Origin of the sequence: Nonomuraea sp. NPDC005650, assembly GCF_040605375.1 — a bacterium.
In the GTDB taxonomy this organism is placed as follows: domain Bacteria; phylum Actinomycetota; class Actinomycetes; order Streptosporangiales; family Streptosporangiaceae; genus Nonomuraea.
In genome coordinates, this window is the sequence record NZ_JBEXCR010000074.1 from 28229 (window position 1) to 44802 (window position 16574).

The 16574-nt window shown below is 69.3% G+C and carries 20 protein-coding genes, 2 tRNA genes and 1 pseudogene; 14 read left to right on the forward strand and 9 right to left on the reverse strand.

Annotated elements, in window-relative coordinates:
- The 3 genes from ABZS69_RS62920 to ABZS69_RS62930 form a co-directional block, all read right to left on the reverse strand.
- Nucleotides 1-1194, reverse strand: coding sequence for a hypothetical protein (locus tag ABZS69_RS62920; protein WP_355393329.1), 1194 nt, complete (start codon nucleotides 1192-1194; stop codon nucleotides 1-3).
- Complete coding sequence (locus ABZS69_RS62925) at nucleotides 1191-1718, reverse strand: SigE family RNA polymerase sigma factor (RefSeq protein WP_355393332.1); 528 nt, start codon at nucleotides 1716-1718, stop codon at nucleotides 1191-1193. The genes ABZS69_RS62920 and ABZS69_RS62925 overlap by 4 nt, the downstream gene beginning before the upstream one ends.
- 127 nt (nucleotides 1719-1845) lie before the next feature.
- Nucleotides 1846-2082 carry a ribbon-helix-helix protein, CopG family gene (locus ABZS69_RS62930; RefSeq protein ID WP_355393335.1) on the reverse strand — a complete coding sequence of 79 codons (237 nt, stop codon included), beginning with the start codon at nucleotides 2080-2082 and terminating at the stop codon, nucleotides 1846-1848.
- Nucleotides 2083-2541: 459 nt separating this feature from the next.
- Between ABZS69_RS62930 and ABZS69_RS62935 the strand changes: the two genes are divergently transcribed.
- Complete coding sequence (locus ABZS69_RS62935) at nucleotides 2542-2889, forward strand: hypothetical protein (protein ID WP_355393338.1); 348 nt, start codon at nucleotides 2542-2544, stop codon at nucleotides 2887-2889.
- On the opposite strand, the gene ABZS69_RS62940 is transcribed toward ABZS69_RS62935, so the two are convergent.
- From ABZS69_RS62940 to ABZS69_RS62950, 3 genes are read right to left on the reverse strand one after another with little or no spacing between them, the layout of a single operon-like run.
- Complete coding sequence (locus ABZS69_RS62940) at nucleotides 2890-3393, reverse strand: NUDIX domain-containing protein (protein WP_355393341.1); 504 nt, start codon at nucleotides 3391-3393, stop codon at nucleotides 2890-2892. It abuts the gene before it with no gap.
- A gap of 12 nt (nucleotides 3394-3405) precedes the next feature.
- Nucleotides 3406-4149, reverse strand: a complete 744-nt coding sequence (locus ABZS69_RS62945) for an ABC transporter permease (RefSeq protein WP_355393344.1) — start codon at nucleotides 4147-4149, stop codon at nucleotides 3406-3408.
- Nucleotides 4130-5071, reverse strand: coding sequence for an ATP-binding cassette domain-containing protein (locus ABZS69_RS62950; protein ID WP_355393347.1), 942 nt, complete (start codon nucleotides 5069-5071; stop codon nucleotides 4130-4132). The genes ABZS69_RS62945 and ABZS69_RS62950 overlap by 20 nt, the downstream gene beginning before the upstream one ends.
- A 249-nt stretch (nucleotides 5072-5320) precedes the next feature.
- Between ABZS69_RS62950 and ABZS69_RS62955 the strand changes: the two genes are divergently transcribed.
- The 5 genes from ABZS69_RS62955 (at nucleotide 5321) to ABZS69_RS62975 (ending at nucleotide 7909) form a co-directional block, all read left to right on the forward strand.
- Nucleotides 5321-5854, forward strand: coding sequence for an AAA family ATPase (locus ABZS69_RS62955; RefSeq protein WP_355393350.1), 534 nt, complete (start codon nucleotides 5321-5323; stop codon nucleotides 5852-5854).
- A 49-nt stretch (nucleotides 5855-5903) separates the two neighbouring features.
- Nucleotides 5904-6866, forward strand: coding sequence for a GH25 family lysozyme (locus ABZS69_RS62960; protein ID WP_355393353.1), 963 nt, complete (start codon nucleotides 5904-5906; stop codon nucleotides 6864-6866).
- Nucleotides 6867-6962: 96 nt separating this feature from the next.
- On the forward strand, nucleotides 6963-7499 hold the full coding sequence (locus ABZS69_RS62965) for an NlpC/P60 family protein (protein WP_355393356.1): 537 nt from the start codon (nucleotides 6963-6965) through the stop codon (nucleotides 7497-7499).
- A gap of 67 nt (nucleotides 7500-7566) precedes the next feature.
- Nucleotides 7567-7797: a transposase gene (locus ABZS69_RS62970; RefSeq protein ID WP_355393359.1), complete on the forward strand. Its 231-nt coding sequence runs from the start codon at nucleotides 7567-7569 to the stop codon at nucleotides 7795-7797.
- 39 nt (nucleotides 7798-7836) lie between these two features.
- A tRNA-Thr gene (locus ABZS69_RS62975) sits at nucleotides 7837-7909 on the forward strand.
- Between the two features lie 408 nt (nucleotides 7910-8317).
- Here ABZS69_RS62975 and ABZS69_RS62980 read toward each other — a convergent pair.
- A complete protein-coding gene (locus ABZS69_RS62980; protein WP_355393362.1) occupies nucleotides 8318-9064 on the reverse strand; it encodes a DUF2071 domain-containing protein in 747 nt (248 codons plus the stop codon).
- Between the two features lie 308 nt (nucleotides 9065-9372).
- Between ABZS69_RS62980 and ABZS69_RS62985 the strand changes: the two genes are divergently transcribed.
- The 7 genes from ABZS69_RS62985 (at nucleotide 9373) to ABZS69_RS63015 (ending at nucleotide 13132) form a co-directional block, all read left to right on the forward strand.
- Nucleotides 9373-9446 (forward strand) — tRNA-Met (locus tag ABZS69_RS62985).
- A 71-nt stretch (nucleotides 9447-9517) separates the two neighbouring features.
- Nucleotides 9518-9682, forward strand: a complete 165-nt coding sequence (gene rpmG, locus ABZS69_RS62990; protein ID WP_019632658.1) for a 50S ribosomal protein L33 — start codon at nucleotides 9518-9520, stop codon at nucleotides 9680-9682.
- Nucleotides 9683-10048: 366 nt separating this feature from the next.
- Nucleotides 10049-10498, forward strand: a complete 450-nt coding sequence (locus ABZS69_RS62995) for a MaoC family dehydratase N-terminal domain-containing protein (protein ID WP_355393364.1) — start codon at nucleotides 10049-10051, stop codon at nucleotides 10496-10498.
- Nucleotide 10499: 1 nt separating this feature from the next.
- Entirely contained in the window at nucleotides 10500-10928 is a 429-nt protein-coding gene (locus ABZS69_RS63000; protein ID WP_355393367.1) for a MaoC family dehydratase, read from the forward strand.
- A gap of 111 nt (nucleotides 10929-11039) precedes the next feature.
- Nucleotides 11040-11294, forward strand: a complete 255-nt coding sequence (locus tag ABZS69_RS63005) for a hypothetical protein (protein WP_355393370.1) — start codon at nucleotides 11040-11042, stop codon at nucleotides 11292-11294.
- 11 nt (nucleotides 11295-11305) lie between these two features.
- A complete protein-coding gene (locus ABZS69_RS63010; protein WP_355393373.1) occupies nucleotides 11306-12343 on the forward strand; it encodes a UDP-N-acetylmuramate dehydrogenase in 1038 nt (345 codons plus the stop codon).
- 222 nt (nucleotides 12344-12565) lie between these two features.
- A complete protein-coding gene (locus tag ABZS69_RS63015) occupies nucleotides 12566-13132 on the forward strand; it encodes a TMEM165/GDT1 family protein (protein ID WP_355393376.1) in 567 nt (188 codons plus the stop codon).
- On the opposite strand, the gene ABZS69_RS63020 is transcribed toward ABZS69_RS63015, so the two are convergent.
- Nucleotides 13133-15988 (reverse strand): AAA family ATPase, encoded by a 2856-nt coding sequence (locus tag ABZS69_RS63020; protein ID WP_355393379.1) that lies wholly within the window; start codon nucleotides 15986-15988, stop codon nucleotides 13133-13135.
- A gap of 115 nt (nucleotides 15989-16103) precedes the next feature.
- Nucleotides 16104-16250, reverse strand: a complete 147-nt coding sequence (locus tag ABZS69_RS63025; RefSeq protein WP_192789639.1) for a hypothetical protein — start codon at nucleotides 16248-16250, stop codon at nucleotides 16104-16106.
- A gap of 199 nt (nucleotides 16251-16449) precedes the next feature.
- Between ABZS69_RS63025 and ABZS69_RS63030 the strand changes: the two are divergent.
- Nucleotides 16450-16574, forward strand: a pseudogene (locus ABZS69_RS63030) (deoxyribose-phosphate aldolase); the annotation flags it as partial.

The following is a 16574-nucleotide window of genomic DNA, read 5'->3' on the forward strand; positions in this document are numbered from 1 at the left end:
TCACAGGGTGCCGGGGAAGCCGGGGAGCACGAGCTGGAAGAAGTCCTGGGCGGTGTACGTGGCGAGCTTCCTGGCCTTGCCGGTCCTGACGTCCACCGCGTAGGCCGTGAAGGGAACGTACGGGGGGTCTCCTCTCGGGGTCTTGGGGGTGTCCGCGTCCCCGCACACGAAGGGCTTGGCGAGGGCGATGATCTCCCGAGGGCCGATCCAGCTACGTAGGTGGACGTCATTCTTCGTCATGGACAGGCCGCGCACCGGGACCCTCCGGAGCACCTTGCCGGTGTCCCGGTCCAGGTGCACGAGAGCGTCGCCGCTTCTCAGGCAGTCGGTGCCGGGGACGTCCACGCTCTCCACCGCGACGATGGATCTTCCGTCGGGGCCGAGCCCGCCGACCAGGTAGCGCCCGGTGACGTCGACGGTGTTCGCGCTGCCCGCAGTGGACGTCTGCCAGAGGCGGCCGATGGTCTGCAGCCGGGTCTTGGGCGCGTACTCCGCCAGGGTGATCGTGTTCCCGTCGGGGGACAGGCCGATGGGGTTCCAGCCGTTGGGCAGCGGGCGGACCATGCGCTCGCGCATGTCGAACAGCATGGCCGGGTCCTTCAGCGGCGGTCTCTTGGTGAAGGCCAGGAAACGGCCGTCGTCCGACAGCAGGAGATGGGCGATGCTCCCGAGCCAGACCTTGGGCACCCTCGTCGGGGCCGTCAGCACTTCCCCGGAGGCGAGGTCGCGCACCGCGAAGGTGCCGGCCGCGGCGTCGTAGTAGGCGATCTTGCCGCCGTCCCGGCTGATCGCCAGGGGGCTGGTACGGAGCCCTCTCTCGGGACCGGGCAGGGCCTGCGCCACCCGGTAGGTCACGCCGTCGCGGGTGACGACCCGCCACCCGCCGTCCACGCACCCGGGCGGCGCCTTGCCGTCCTCCGGCTCGCAGAACGTCATGTAGGCGTGGCTCAGCGGCCGCACCCCGCGTGCCGGCAGGTCGGTCACCGTCCCGGGCACGGTGGCAGGGGCCGGTTGCGACGGCAGCAGCCGTACGACGGCCGTCACGATGAGCGCGGTGACGACGACGGCGGCGGTCGCGACGATCGGCACGGTCCTGCGCCGCCGCCGTTCGCGAGCCCCGATCGTCCGCTCGGTCAGGTCCACCTGGGGCGCGTCGTCGGCCAGGTCGTCCAGGACATCTCGCAGCCAGGTCATCGGCGTGCCCCCTCCAGCTCCTCCAGTGCGGCGAACTTCGGCGCCAGCTCCGGCGCGAGCGCCCGTAACCGGGCGAGCGCGGCGTGGGCCTGGCTCTTGACCGTGCCGATCGAGCAGTTCAGCAGCTTCGCGGTCTCGTGCTCGGTGAGGTCCTCGTAGTAGCGCAGCACGATCACGGCCCGCTGCCTGGGCGGCAGCTGCGCGAGCGCCTGCCGCACGGCGAGCCGGAGGATCGTGGACTCCTCGCTGGAGTAGGGCCGCTCCGGTGGCTCGGCGCTCGGCAACTCGGCCGTCCTGACCAGCCGCCGGCGCCAGGAGATGTACTGGTTGACCAGCGCCTTGCGCGCGTACGCCTGAGGGCTGGCGACGTGCGCCAGCTTGGGCCAGCGCCCGAGTACCTTGATCAGCACGCTCTGCAGCAGGTCCTCGGCGAGGTGGGCGTCCCCCGTGAGCAGGTACGCCGTCCGCATCAGCGAACGCTGGTGGGCGGCCATGAACTCGCGGAAGCTGTCATTGGGGTCCAAGATGACTCCTCTCGCCCGTACCGACGCTTGGGGACGGGTGAAAGGTTGGGCCGGATCCGACGGACGGCGTTCTGGGACCCCGGGCGCGGCCGGGACGGGAGAGGCCGCGGGCCCGGTGAACAGTCGGTCAGAGGAAGAGTATTTTTCGCGGATTTCCGTCGGATTCCACGATGGCCAGCTCGTGGCCCTGTGCGAGCTGGTCCTCGACGAATTTCCAGATGGTGATGGCGCGGCGGATCGCCTCGGTGAACGACAGGCCCTTGCGCTCGGCCAATGTCTTGAACGTCTGCGCGGTTTCGTGGCTCAGATTGACGGACAACCGCACGAAATTGCTGTTGTCCTTGCCGGTGGACTCACGGGTCATGGTCATGTCTCCTGGCCCTTTGGGGAAAGGGGGCACGTGGAGTAGAGGGCGGGGATGCTCCGACGTCGTAGGTGCATGTTTTTTATACACGCTGGCTTGCCATGAGGCGCGGGTCCGGTCCACACCGAGTGTTGTCCTGTCACACCGTGAAGCAAGAACGTTATACCGGTGCGGAAAGATCTCCTCCCGCGCCTCATATGCGGGTAATTCTGGCAAATGGTACGCGTCGCGTCATCATGAAATGTGGGCTAAAGGCGCGCTCGAATCCCACAGGCCCCTAGGATGTGCCTTATCCCGCAGGGACGCGCGATCGGGCAGCGTGGCAGAAATCCCGCATGAAGCGGCAGAAATCTGGCATGCACACGTGGCTCGCTCTCCGAGGTAAGTCCCATCGCAGTCTGAGGTGGTCCAGCGCACCTCCCCGTAGTCAGCCCTGACGACAGGGCTGATGGAGGAAACATGAGTGGAGCCAGTCAGCCGTCTGGCGCCGGAGATCGATCCGGGGCCGAGGGGGCCGAGGACGTCCAACCGAAGAGCGACCTGGTGGATCTCTCCCCGCCGCCCCCGGACTCGCCGGTGGTGCAGCTGGTGGAGAAGACCGCGGTTCGCCATCGGAGCTGGTTCATCGGCGTCTACTTAGGCGTGCTGATCACCGTCATCCTGGCCAGCATCCTGGGCCCCGGCTTCCTGCCCGAGCAGGCGTGGACCCAGATGAAGCCCGAGGTGGCGGACGTGCGGCTCTGGCTCTTCCAGATCGGGTTCGTGATCGTGGGCGGCTATCTCTTCACCGAGAAGGCGCCCAAGTAGCTAGTGCGGGCTGGGCCCGTCCAGGAGGGACAACCAGGTGCGATCAGGGCAGACGCGGGCGATCTCCGACGGTGGGAGCCAGTCGGCCCTGGTGCTCTCCGAGCCGGCCGGCGGCTGGGTCGGCCGGCCCGGATGCGGGAGGCGGGCCCTGAACATCGCCATGTACGTCAGCGGCGGGTAGCGGTAATCCGCCGGGGCGGCGTCCAGGAGCTCGATGCGCTGCCAGGCGAAGGCGGACAGCGCGGTGGGCGGCAGGCGGAGGCCGGTCTCCTCATACAGCTCCCTGGCCGCGGCGTCGAGGGCCGTCTCGCCGGGTTCGAGGTGGCCGCCGGGGATGTCCCACCCGCGGCCCTCCTCGTCCACGCACGTCATGAGGGTTCTGCCGGTCTGGTCCGAGACGAACGCGAACGCCGACGTGGTCTTGTCCAGAGGCGGGAGGCCTGGGGACAGGACCACGTCCAAGCGGTGGCGTACGGGGATCCAGGGGACCGTCAGATGAGTCATCCCTCAAGGGTCTCAGACACCCCGGCGCATGGCCCGGTTGCCCAGATACAGGCCGATCGCGGCGATCGCGCAGGCCGCCGCGGTCCCGTAAAGGATCGAGGGGTTCGTCAGGTTCCCGGAGAACAGGGCGCGTTGAGCCTCGACGATGTACGTGACCGGATTCGCGTACCCGACCGCCCGCAGCCACGCCGGGGCCGTCTCCATCGGGAGCAGCACCCCCGACAGGAGGAGCAGGGGGAACAGGACCGACTGGCTGACGATGTAGAAGAGCGTGCCGCTGGGCGCCGACTTGATGGCCAGCACGAACGAGAGCGAGCCCAGGCCGACGCCGAAGACGACCAGCTGCGCCAGGCCCGCCAGCACGCCCGCCAGGTGCAGCTCGAACCCCAGGGGGACGGCCAGCACGATGATCAGGACGGCCTGGGCCAGCAGCACGATCATGGTCTTCAGCGTCCGGCCCACCAGCATCGCCGTGCGGTTGAGCGGGGTGACCATCAGGCGCTCGAGCGAGCCGCCGATCAGCTCGACCAGCAGGGTGTAGCCGGAGGACATGGGGCCCGTCAGGCACATCATGACCAGGATCCCCGGCACGAACCACTGCCACGACGACCCGACGGCCCCGTCCAGCAGCGACCCGAACAGGAACAGGAACAGCAGCGGCTGCCCCATGTCGAAGAGCAGCCCGACCGAGTCGCGCATGACCGGCTTGAACTCGCGCGAGAAAACGGTGGCGGTGTCACGAAAGAATGTCGTCATCGGTGAGGCTTCTCCCGGTAAGAGCGAGGAACACGTCGTCGAGGGTCGGACGGGTGGTCTCGGCGGCGGTGACCTTGATGCCGGAGCCGTCCAGGGTTCTGAGGTAGTCGGGGAGCGCGGTGGGCGCGTTGGGGACGCGCAGGCGCACGGTGGTGCCGTCGGCGGCGCCGGCGCCGATCTCCGCGGCCCTGCGCGCCTCCTCCTCCGTGCTGGTGGCGATCGTGATGTGGTCGCCCGCGAGGTCGTTCTTGAGCTGTTCGGCGGTGCCGTCCGCGATGATCCGGCCGTTGTCGATGATCACCACGCGTTCGGCCATGTTGTCGGCTTCCTCCAGGTAGTGGGTGGTCAGGAACAGCGTCGTCCCGTACGTCTCCCGCAGCCGGAGGATGTGCTGCCAGACCTCGGCCCGGCTCTTCGGGTCGAGACCGGTCGAGGGCTCGTCGAGGAAGAGCAGGTCGGGGCGGTGGATGAGGCCGAGCGCGATGTCCAGGCGGCGGCGCTGGCCGCCCGAGAGCGTGCCGGGGCGCCGCTTGGCCAGCGCTCTGAGGTCGAGCAGGTCGAGCAGCTCGTCGGCGCGGGTGGCCGCTTGCCTGGCGTCGAGGCCGTAGCAGCGGCCCTGGGTGACGAGCTCGTCGCGGATGAGGTAGTTCTCGCCCGCGCTGCTGCGCTGGCCCACGTAGCCGATGCGGGCGCGCACGCCCGCCGGGTCCTTGGCCACGTCGTGGCCCGCCACCATGGCGGTGCCCGAGGTGGGCGGCAGGAGGGTCGTGAGCATCCGCAGGGTGGTGGATTTGCCGGCCCCGTTGGGGCCCAGGAAGGCGACGAGCTGGCCGGCCTCCACGTTCAGGTCGATGCCGCGTACGGCTTCCACCCGCTCCTTCTTGACTTTGAACACTCGGGTCAGTCCCCGGGCATGGATCATGATCGCCCTCCTCCGGGCATGGCGAAATAACCCCTGGTCGGGGGCGCGATTGAGGATCGAATCAAGTTTGTGCAGGTTCAATCCGGTTTGGCAAACGCGAATGTCACTTTCATAAACGGCTCTCACCTGCGGAAACGCCGTTTTCCGCAACGCTCTGCGACGGCGGATTTTCGGGTGCTGAAGTGCGGGTTTCCGGGTGTCGCGAAGTTTTCCCGGCGGGGCCTGGCAGCATGGCTGACCGTGTGCCGGATGGTGGTGCTGGTGAACGGGTTGCCAGGGGCGGGGAAGACCACGCTCGCGCGGGCGCTGGGGCGGGAGCTCGGCCTGCCGGTCTTCAGCAAGGACGATCTCAAGGAGACGCTGGCCGACGTCCTCGAACGGCCGCCCGGGATGGGCGAGCGCGAGTGGAGCAGGCGGCTGGGCGTGGCCGCCGTGGAGAGCTTGTGGACGCTGCTGGCGAGCGCCGGGCGGGGCGCGGTGCTGGAGAGCCCCTGGCCGGCGCCGACGCGGCCGCTGGTGCTCGCCGGACTGGATCGGGCCGGGGTCGAGGCCCGTACCGAGGTGCGCGAGGTCTGGTGCGAGGTAGCGCCCGAGCTGGCCAGGGACCGGTACGAGCGGCGCGTGCGGCATGCGATCCACGGCGAGACCCGGCTGGGGGACGAGCGATGGGCGGAATGGGCGGCGGGGGCACGGCCGCTGGGAGTGGGGACCACCTATTGGGTCGACACCTCAAAAGCAATCGATATTTCGGGACTTGCGGGGTTGTGTCGGGCTCCGCAATGATTCCCGCGTGAAAAGTCTGTGGGTAATTGCGGCAATTGCCGCCTTAGGTATGGGCGGAGTCGCGGAGGCGGCCGACGGCATCGCCGGAGTCGACGTCAGTAACTGGACGGGTGAGATCGACTGGGAAAGCGTGGCCTCGGGGGGCGGGAAGTTCGCGTTCGTGCAGGCCACCGAGGGTACGAACTACCGTAACCCGGTTTTTGACGCGCAGTACGGCGGCGCCGCCGGAGCGGGGCTGATCCGGGGCGCATATCACTTTGCGCAACCGCACGAATCCGATGGGACGGCCCAGGCCGACTATTTCCTGCAGAACGGCGGCAACTGGATCAGCGACGGTCAAACGCTGCCCGGAGTGCTCGATATCGAGGACAACCCGTACAAGGACAAGAACGGCAAGAACAACTGCTATGACCTGTCCGTCGAGGACATGGTCACCTGGCTCAAGGACTTCACCGCCAAGTACCACGAGGCGACCGGCCGCCGCGCGATCATCTACACCACCACGAGCTGGTGGCAGACCTGCACGGGGAACTCCGACAAGTTCAAGTCGAACCCGCTCTGGATCGCCCGCTGGGGCGACGACCCCGGTGAGCTGCCGAAGAGCTGGAAGCGGCACACGTTCTGGCAGTCGGCGGAGAAGGGCACGCTGGCCGGCGGGCAGAACTCGTTCAACGGCTCAGAGTCCCAGCTCAAGGAGCTGGCCAACCCGCCGGCCGAGGTGACGGTCTCGGGTGCGGCCAGGAGCAGGAAGACGTACACGGTCACCGTCTCGAACACCGGCCCGCACCCCGTCAAGGACGTCAAGGTGTCGGGGCGGACGTTCGGCGGGCAGCGCGTGGTGAAGGCGTCCGGGTGCACATTCAGCGGCACGGCGGTGGTGTGCCGGGTCGGGGAGCTGGCGCGGGGGCAGAAGAAGACGTTCACGATCACCACGAAGCCGTCCAGGTCGAAGGGCACGGTCGGGCTGTACGTCACGGTGGGCTCTGTGAAAATGACCCTCAAGTCCCGCTGACACCTGGGCGGGGCGCTCGGAGTCACAAAGCGCCACAAACTGCCATAAGGCAGGATGGCTCCAAAGGGCCAAACAGCTTGTCGGGGGGCGGGCAGGATGAGGCGGTGGCGGTGGCGGCTTGCAGCGGGGTCAGCGGCGCTGGTCCTGCTGGCCGCCACGGCCTCCGTGCCCCTCGGGCTGTACGTGCCGGCGAATGTCGTGCGGATCGCGTACGAGATCGAGCAGCGCAGGATCGTCTACTCGTGGGGAGGCGGCCACGCCGAGGAGCCCGGCCCGTCGACCGGCACCTGCAAGGGCTACCACGGGAAGATCAAGCCCTGCCCGGCGGCCCGGACGCGCGGGCTCGACTGCTCGGGGTTCGCGCGGTGGGTGTACGCGCTGGCGAGCGGGTCGGATGTGCTGGGGCCGGGGAACACCAATGATCATGTACGGCGGATGCGGCGGGTGCAGGTGGCCATGCCCGGGGACCTGGTCTTCTTCGGAAAGGTCACGGAAAAGGCCGTCAAAACCCACCACGTCGGCATTTATCTCGGTAAAGGGAAGATGATGAACGCCCCGGAGACCGGCGCCGTGGTGCGCGTGGACGACATCGCCCGGCGCAAGGACTTCGCTGGCTTCTATCGGCTGAACTGATTCGGTATGCCTGTAACGCCTGTGGCGTGGCGAAAATTGAGAGACCTGGCGGCTACTCTGTGCCGCTATGGACAGGCGATGGGTCGGCCTCGACGGCTACGAGGTCGTAGGCGTGGTGGACGGCGGGCGGCAGCTGCTGCGGGTGCGCCGGCACGGGTGGGTGATCGCCGACTGCACCTCTGTGGCGGAGGTGGCCCGACACGTCGACCTGGCCGATCTGTGCGAAGTCATCGAACTGCCGGTGCGGCGGCGGATGGAGGAGCGTGTGGAGGCCCGAACGAGTTCGCATCATCGGTGAGTGCCGTGTATGGTTACACCTGTCCGCAGCGCCGGACAGGCCCCTATAGCTCAGTCGGCAGAGCGTCTCCATGGTAAGGAGAAGGTCAACGGTTCGATTCCGTTTGGGGGCTCTTACTCTGACCAGCCACAACGCCCGACCCGCCAGCTAGCGGGGCCGGGCGTTTCGCATTTCCCAACACCCGTTACATCCCACCTCCGCACCCACCCGGCCCCGCATGGCCCGCCCCGCACCGCCCGCCTCCCACCCTTCGCCCGGCCCCGCCACGCCCACTCCCGCCTCCGCCCTTCGCCCTGCCCCCCGCCGCCCTGCCCCAGCCCTCGCCTCCGCCCTGCGCCTGGCCCTCGGCTCCGGGCCCTCGCCTCCGCCTTGCGCTCGGTCTTGAGCGCCGCCGCGTGCGCCCTGCGGGCCGGGCTCGCCTCGACAGCGCCAGGCCCACCTCCCGGATGCCGCCCGCTCGCGTGCCGGCGGCGCGCGAGCCCCGCAGCGCCGTGCTCGGCCTTGTGGGGGCGGGGTGGGGTTACGGCTCCGGGTGGAAGCGGTGGGGTGGGGTGTGGATGTCGAAGGGGATGCGGGCCTGGGCCAGGACCGAGTGCGGGGGTGTGTCCGGCGTGATCAGGCCCAGGCGTTCGAAGAAGGGGAACCGGGCGAAGCCGACCTCCAGGTGCCGGGGGCGCATGACCGGGTGCCAGATGCTGTAGACGCCCACCCTTCCGTCCCGGCGCCGGTACCAGCCCTGCGTCGGGTGGGTGAGTCGCTCCAGCCAGTGCGAATCGTCCGGAAAGCCGTCCAGCGGCGCCGGAGGCCGGGGGAGTTCGGCCGCCTCGCAGCGGGCGTCGGTGGACGACAGGCGCCAGTGGGCCGGGGTGCTGAGCCAGTCGGCCTCGATGCGGATGTGGTCGCGGCGCCACGGCATGCCCCACAGGTGCTGCGGGATCGCCACGACGGGGTGGTCCAGGCGGGTGCCGAAGAACCAGACGCCCGCCTGGCCGTACGCGGTGACGTAAGCCCGGTAGTTGATCTGCCCGCAGTCGATCGCCACCTGCGGCAGGAACCGGAAGTGGAAGTCCCGGTCGCGGAAGGCGACGGCGGAGACCAGGGCTCCGGGGCCGTCGCCGAAGGTCGTCTCCGTGGGGGCGAAACCCTCGGGCAGGTGCCGGGCGAGCGCGTCGGCGTCCACCCGGTAGCTCACGATCGCGAAGTCCTCGAGATCCGTGTGCGCGTGGTACCAGCGCGGACGTGGCCGGGGAGTGCCCACGAAGGTCATGTTCACAAGGTACGTGCCCGGCGGCCGCCGTGGTCATGGGGACGGGTGGGGCCTGTGCGCCACGACGCGATCCGGGAGCCCTCAAGGGTTGCGCGTCGCGCGCCGGTCGCTGCTACGCTTGCCTCCTCCACTGCTTGATCTTCATGTGGAGTCGGCTGTTCGGGGGCGAGCATCGCCGATTGGTAATGGATTTCGGTTGTCGGGGGTTCCTGAGGCATACTGGGTAGCACCCCACCCGATTGGGCGAGTTACGAATGTGCTCGCTGCTTCGGGTATCCTCTACGGGCCGGGGTCGTTACCGGCTCAAAGGCGGAGTAGCTCAGTCAGGCAGAGCAAACGGCTCATAATCGTTGTGTCGCCGGTTCAAGTCCGGCCTCCGCTACTGCCCAATCCCAGGTCAACAGGCCTGGGCACGGGCGTGTCCATGTCCCGAACGTAGAAAGGCACTCCCAAGTGGCTGCCACCGACGTTAGGCCGAAGATCACGCTGGCCTGCCAGGAGTGCAAGCACCGCAACTACATCACGCGGAAGAACCGGCGCAACGACCCGGATCGGCTTGAGCTGAAGAAGTACTGCCCCAACTGCCGCTGCCACCGCGCGCACCGCGAGACCCGCTAGGTCTCCGGGTATCCGGGCAGGGGCTTCTGGCCCCACATTTCGTCATATCGCGCAACCGGCGTCCTGTCACAGGGCGCCGGTTCGTCGTGTTTTGCACAGGGCTTCGCATAGACCTCAGAGGGTCCCGGGGTTCTCTCCTCGCGCCCGTGTCGCACCCATGAGGTGGCCACGGGGCGCCATGGCGGTGGTCGGTCGGCCTTGTCCAAGTCCCGGAGTTCCCGTACGGGCTATGGCCGGGTTTTGAGAGGCCCGTGCGCCGGGAAAGTTCGCGGGGCAAAATCAAGATAATCACCGGCGACAGCCGAACCTTGTTCTGTTACCGTCGGCCTCAGCAGCGCTCGGCTGGTAACACGCGAGGGAGCACTGATGGCCTTGAACCGAGACTTCGTGGGCAGGACCTATCCGCCCAGCGCGCCGTACGAGGTCAGCCGGGTGAAGATCAGGGAGTTCGCCGCCGCGATCGGTGACAACAACCCGCTCTACCGGGACAAGGAGGCCGCCCAGGCCGCCGGATACCCCGATGTGATCGCGCCGCCCACGTTCCCCATCGTGTTCAGCCTGCAGAGCGGCGGCGAGGCGCTCGTCGATCCCGGCCTCGGGCTGAACTTCGCCATGGTCGTCCACGGCGAGCAGCGCTTCGAGTACGTCCGGCCGGTCTGCGCCGGGGACCGGCTGGTCACGACCGCGACGATCACCGACATCCGCACGGCCGGGCGGAACGAGCTGCTGACGGTCAGGAGCGACGTGACGACCGTCGACGGCGAGCCGGTCTGCGTCACCTACAACACGATCGTCGAGCGCGGAGGGGCCGGTTGAGATGACCGCCACGGTGAAGTACGACGAGGTCGAGGTCGGGCAGGAGCTCCCGGAGGCCGACTACAACGTGCGCCGGCTCAACCTGGTGATGTACGCCGGGGCTTCCGGGGACTTCAACCAGATCCACTGGAACGAGCGGTTCGCCAAGATGGTGGGGCTGCCCGACGTGATCGCGCACGGGATGTTCACGATGGCGCAGGCCGGGCGGTTCGTCACGGACTGGGCCGGGGATCCCGGGGCGGTGCTGGACTTCGGGGTGCGGTTCTCGTCGATGGTGGTCGTCCCCGACGACGATCACGGGGCGACGGTCACGGTCAGCGGGGTCGTGGAGGAGAAGCTGGAGGACAAGCGGGTGGTCATCGGGCTCACCGCCAGGTCGGGAGACCAGAGGGTGCTGTCCAAGGCCCGCGCGGTGGTCCAGCTCTCCTGAGGCGCCGGCCGGCCGGGTGATAGTTCGGGCGGGTCTCGGGTACGCGTGACGCCCATGAACGAAGCAGCGCGACGAGTCTGGCCCACGGTCCGATCGATCCCGGTCTCCGCTGTGACGGACGCCAAGCCGCCCGCCCACCTCCGACCGGCGCGAGTCGAGAAGGTGGCGAGCGGCTCCGGGGCGCACGCCCGGTTCGATCCCGCCGCCGAGCTGGGCTTCTCCGGTGACCCCCAGCGGCGCGGCGGCACGGCCGACACCATGCTGCCCGTGCTGCGGCTGGGATCGCACGACGTGGACCCCGACTACGACGTGCGGGAGTCGCGGCGGAACTTCGACCGCGTGCTGCGCATACTGGGCACCTCATAAGCTAGTGCCCCATGGAGATGCTCGCGCCGTACACCACGCTGCGCCTAGGCGGCCCTGCCCGTGACTTCGCCGAAGCGACCACGGCGGAGCACCTCGTGTCCCTGGTGGCCGAGGCCGACATGAAGGGGCTGTCCACGCTGGTGCTCGGCGGGGGCAGCAACGTCGTGGTGTCCGACGAGGGGTTCGACGGGCTGGTCGTCAAGGTCTCGACCCAGGGCGTGGCGGTCTCGCGCGACGGCGAGCAGGTGCTGCTCACGGTCGAGGCGGGGGAGGACTGGGATTCGCTGGCCGCCCGCGCGGTGGCCGAGGGCTGGTCGGGCATCGAGTGCATGTCGGGCATCCCCGGCCTGGTCGGCTCGACCCCCATCCAGAACGTCGGCGCGTACGGCCAGGAGGTGGCCCAGACCATCCGGTGCGTGCGTGCCTACGACCGCCGCACCAGGCAGGTGGTGGATCTGGAGGCGCGGCAGTGCGGGTTCTCCTACCGTGACAGCGCCTTCAAGCGCGACCTGGCGCGGCACGTGGTGCTCGCGGTGACGTACGCGCTGGATATTTCGGAAATGTCCGGCCCGGTGGCGTACGAGGAGCTGGCCGGCAGGCTCCAGACCAAGGTCGGCGGGAAAGTGCCGCTCGCGCGGGCCCGCGAGGCGGTGCTGGCGCTGCGGCGCGGCAAGGGCATGGTGCTCGACCCGGACGATCCCGACACCCGCAGCGCCGGCTCGTTCTTCACCAATCCGATCCTCACGCCCGGGGAGGCCGAGGAGCTGGCCTCCCGCGCCCCGGGGCATCCGCGCTGGCAGCAGCCGGACGGGTCGGTCAAGGTGCCCGCCGCGTGGCTGATCGAGCAGGCGGGCTACCCGAAGGGGTACGCGCGCGGGCCCGTGCGCATCTCCACCAAGCACACGCTCGCGCTGACCAACCCCGACGGGGCCGCCACCACCGGCGACCTGCTCGCGCTGGCCAGGGAGGTCCGGGACGGGGTGCGGGAGAAGTTCGGGGTCACGCTCGTCAACGAGCCCGTGCTCGTCGGGTGCGCCCTCGGGGAATAGGTCCCGCCGACGGGCTGTTATGGTGTGTTGGAATTACCGAAGGGGAGTAGTCCCAATCGCGTGATCGACATACTGGCGCTTTTTCGCGCCCGGTCGCGCGGGCCTTTACGGGCGGACGAGACCTTCGGCCTGGCAGTTGTGCAATGAGACGCTGCCGGGCCGAAGTCGTGCCCGAAACTCCCCGGGTCTCCGCTTCCGGCTCGGTCGCGCGGAAGGGGACCGTTGGAAGCGTTCTGGATCAGTCTCGCCGTCATCTTCGTGGCCGAACTCGGCGACAAGAGCCAGCTCATGGCGATGACGTTCGCGACCCGTTTCAAGACCTGGCCCGTGCTCGCGGGCATCACCATCGCCACGGCCGTCGTGCATCTGATCAGCGTCGCCGTGGGCGGGCTGATCGGCGACGCGTTGCCGACGACGGCCATCTCGCTGGTGGCGGGGCTGGCCTTCCTCGGGTTCGCCGCGTGGACGCTGCGCGGGGACGAGCTGACCGAGGACGAGTCGAAGAAGGCCCAGCGCACCACCAGGAACGCCCTGATCGCGGTGACCGTGGCGTTCTTCCTGAGCGAGCTGGGCGACAAGACGATGCTGGCCACGATCACGCTGGCGACGCAGCACGGCTGGTTCGGCACCTGGATCGGCTCGACCGTCGGCATGGTGGCGGCGGACGCGCTGGCGATCCTGGTGGGGCGGCTGCTGGGCAAGCACCTGCCGGAGAAGGCCATCCGGTACGGCGCCGCGGCGGCGTTCGCGGTGTTCGGCGTCGTCCTCCTGGCCGAGGCGCTTATCTGATCACGGGGACAGCAGCGACAGGCGGTGGGCCGCGGCGGCGGCCTCGCCGCGGGTGGTGACGCCGAGCTTGGCCAGAATGTTGGACACGTGCACGCTCACCGTCTTGGCCGAGATGAACAGCTCGGTCGCGATGTCCCGGTTGGTCCTCCCCTGGGTCACCAGGCGCAGCACCTCCAGCTCGCGCGGCGTCAGCAGCTCGGAGGACTCCTGGGCGGGCTGAACCCCGCCCACCCGGCGCGACAGCGTCTCGATCTCCTCGATCAGCGGAGTGGCCCGCAGGGCCTCGGCCAGCGGGAGCGCCACCCTCAGTCGAGTCGCCGCCCCCTCGCGGTCGCCTCCGTGGGCGGCCGCGGTGGCCGCCCGCAGCAGGGCCTTGGCCTGGTTGTGCGGCCGGTTGAGCCGCTCCCAGGCCGTCGCGGCGGCGTCGAAGTCGCCGCTGTAGGACAGCCGGTACGCCTCCACGACCGGCCCGATGACCGACAGCACGGACGCCACCTCGGCGGCCTGCTCGCGTACCGCCGCCGCCCTGCCGGGCTCCGTGATCGCCGCGGCGTCGCAGACCACGCGGAGCAGGGCGAGCAGCCGCCAGCTCAGCATGGCCTTGCTCGGCTGCTGCGGATGGGCGAGCACGCGCTCGGCCACGGACAGCGCGGCCCCCGGCTCGCCCCGGAGCAGGTGCCAGCCGATGTGCAGGCGGGCGTTGCTGATGATGTCCTGGACGAACTCCTCGGGGCGGTCCTTCAGCACGCCGATCTCGGACAGGATGCCCTCGACCAGCTGCACCTCGCCCCTGGCCAGCGCGATGTCGGCACGCGTGCGCAGCAGGGCGTACTTGTGCCGCAGGACGGGCCCGTGGCTGAGCGCACCCTCGATGATCTCGATGGCCTCGTCCCAGCGGCCGACCGCCTCCAGCACCTCGGCCCAGTTGTTCTTGATGAACAGGCCGCCGCCGCGCAGCCGGCCGTACTTCTTGGCCAGCTCCCAGCCGTGCGCGGCCAGGCTCAGCGCCTCGTCGTGGCGGCCCATGTCCATCAGCGCGTCGACGTTGTTGCCGACCGCCCTGGTGATCAGGCGGCCGGAGCTCTCCGCCGTGCCGAGCTCGAGTGCCTGCTCGTTGACGATGATCGTGGACTCGTTCTCGCCGTCGAGCGAGTGACCGAGCGCCAGGTTGAGCAGCAGGTCGGCCTCCAGGCACCGGTCGCCGAGCTCTCTGACCAGGCGCAGGCCCTTGGCGATGAGCTCGTTCGCCTCGGCGATCTCGCCGCGCAGCATGAGGTGGCGGCTCAGCGGCGTGAGGACCTCCGCCCGGTCGAGGCTGTCGCCGGGCACGAGCCGCAGGGCGTGCCTGAGATCGTCGATGACGCCGAGCTGGCCCTTGGAGTTGAGGGACGCGGCCCGTTGCACGATGAGCTGCGCCACGCGCGCCGGCTCCTCGTTCTCGTCGAGCTCGGACAGGGCGGCCTTGACGAACTTCATGCCCTTGTCCACGTCGCCGCCCGAGTAGGCGGCCTCGGAGGCCCGTTCGAGCACGGCGGTGTGGTCGGCGCCGATGAGCTGGGCCGCGTCGGGCACCCGGTCCCAGAGCATGAGCACGCGTTCGAGCAGCGGGACGGCCTCGGTGTAGGCGAACGCCTTGAACGACTTGCGGGCCGCCTCCCAGGCGGAGATCAGCGCCCAGGTGTCGTTGCGGGCGCCGTACCAGTGGTGTGCCAGCTCCACGGCGGCGCGCCCGGGCGGGACCAGCCCGCGGTCCTTGGAGATCTCCTCGGCGTACCTGGCGTGCAGGCGCTGGTGCTCGCCGGGCAGCAACTCGTCGTGCACCGCCTCGCGGATGAGCGAGTGCCTGAAGACGTAGGCGCGGTTGTCGGCGATCTGCAGGACGTTGCCCGCGATGGCGGGGCGCAGCGCGGCCTCCAACTCGACGTCGGACAGGCCGCTCACGGCGGCCAGCAGCTTGTGGCTGACCCGGATGCCGCCGGCGGCGGCGACGCGCAGCAGGCGCTGGGTCTCCTCGGGCAGCCGCTCGACGGAGTTGAGGATGAGGTCCTGCATGGACTCGGGGAACGTGCAGTCCTCCCCGCCCTCCAGCATGGCCTCCACGAACAGCGGGATGCCCTCGCTGCGCTCGTAGACCTTCTCGACCTTGGCGTACTGGGGGACCTCGCCGAGGATGCCGGCCATCTGCTGCTCGACCTCGTCCCGCGACAGGCGCGGCAGGTCGAGCCGGTGCACGCCGTTGACCCGGCCCAGCTCGGCCAGCACCGGCCGGAGCGGATGCTGGCGGTGCAGGTCGTCGGAGCGGTAGGTCATGACGATCAGCACCTGCGGGGCGTGCAGGTTGCGGCTGAGGAAGGCGATGAGGTCGCGGCTGGACCTGTCGGCCCAGTGGATGTCCTCGATGACGAGGATGGTGGGACGAGGGACGGCCAGGCGTTCGAGGAGGGTGAGGAACTGCTCGAAGAGCCGGGCGCGGCCGGTGTCGGTCTCGCCGTCGCCGCTCGGCTCGCCGAACTCGGGCAGCAGCCGCGCGAGATCGCGCTCCGCGCCGTCCGGCAGCAGCCCGGCGACGGCGGCGGGGCCCTGCTCCCTGACGAGCTGCCTGAGCGCGGCGGTGAACGGCGCGTAGGCCAGGCCCTCCGTGGACAGCTCCACGCAGCCGCCGAACAGCACGTGGGCGCCGGACGCCTGGCACTGCTCGGCGAAGCGGTGGACGAGCCTGGTCTTGCCGACCCCGGCCTCGCCGCCGAGCAGAACGGCCGTCACCCTGCCTTTTCGTGCCTCGTCGAAGCTTTCAGACAGAGCCGCCAGCTCTTCTTCCCGCCCGACGAAGACGGGACTGACAGTACGTCCCCGCATGTCATCCAGCATGTCATGCCCGATCGGTTGCTTTCGACGCTTTTATGGGGGTCCCTTTACGGGGGTTTCGAGGCCCGGCCACGAGGGAGGTGGTGGCCGGGCTCTCGTGGGATGGTCATGAGAAACGGAGCTTGCCGAAGACCGAGCGGCGCTCGGACTTGTTGGCCCTCTCGGCCTCGCGTACCCGCCGGTGCTCGGCGGCGGCCTTGCGGAGCTCGCTCGCGTGGTTCTTCATGAGCTCGTACTCGATCTCGGGGTGCATGGTGTTTCTCCTGCTGTTTCGTGCTTTCTTCCTGACATCTTCAAGATTCGGGCTAAGGCCCCGCCCGCCACATCGGGTGGATGCCTTATCTCTGGTACGCGGACCCCTACGGCATACCTAGGACCCGGCCACCGGCGGCCTAAGGCGGTCCGGTTTGGAGCTCACGGCCCTGGTCGGCGATGCTGTGGTGGTGTCAACTTTGACTACCTCGCTCGCGGACGTCGCTTCGTCCGACGCCGCGTTGCGAGCTTTCCTGCACGGCCTGCCCGGGGTTGACCGGGTCGGCGCGGACCAGCGGGCGGCGATGCTGGGCACCCGTTCGAT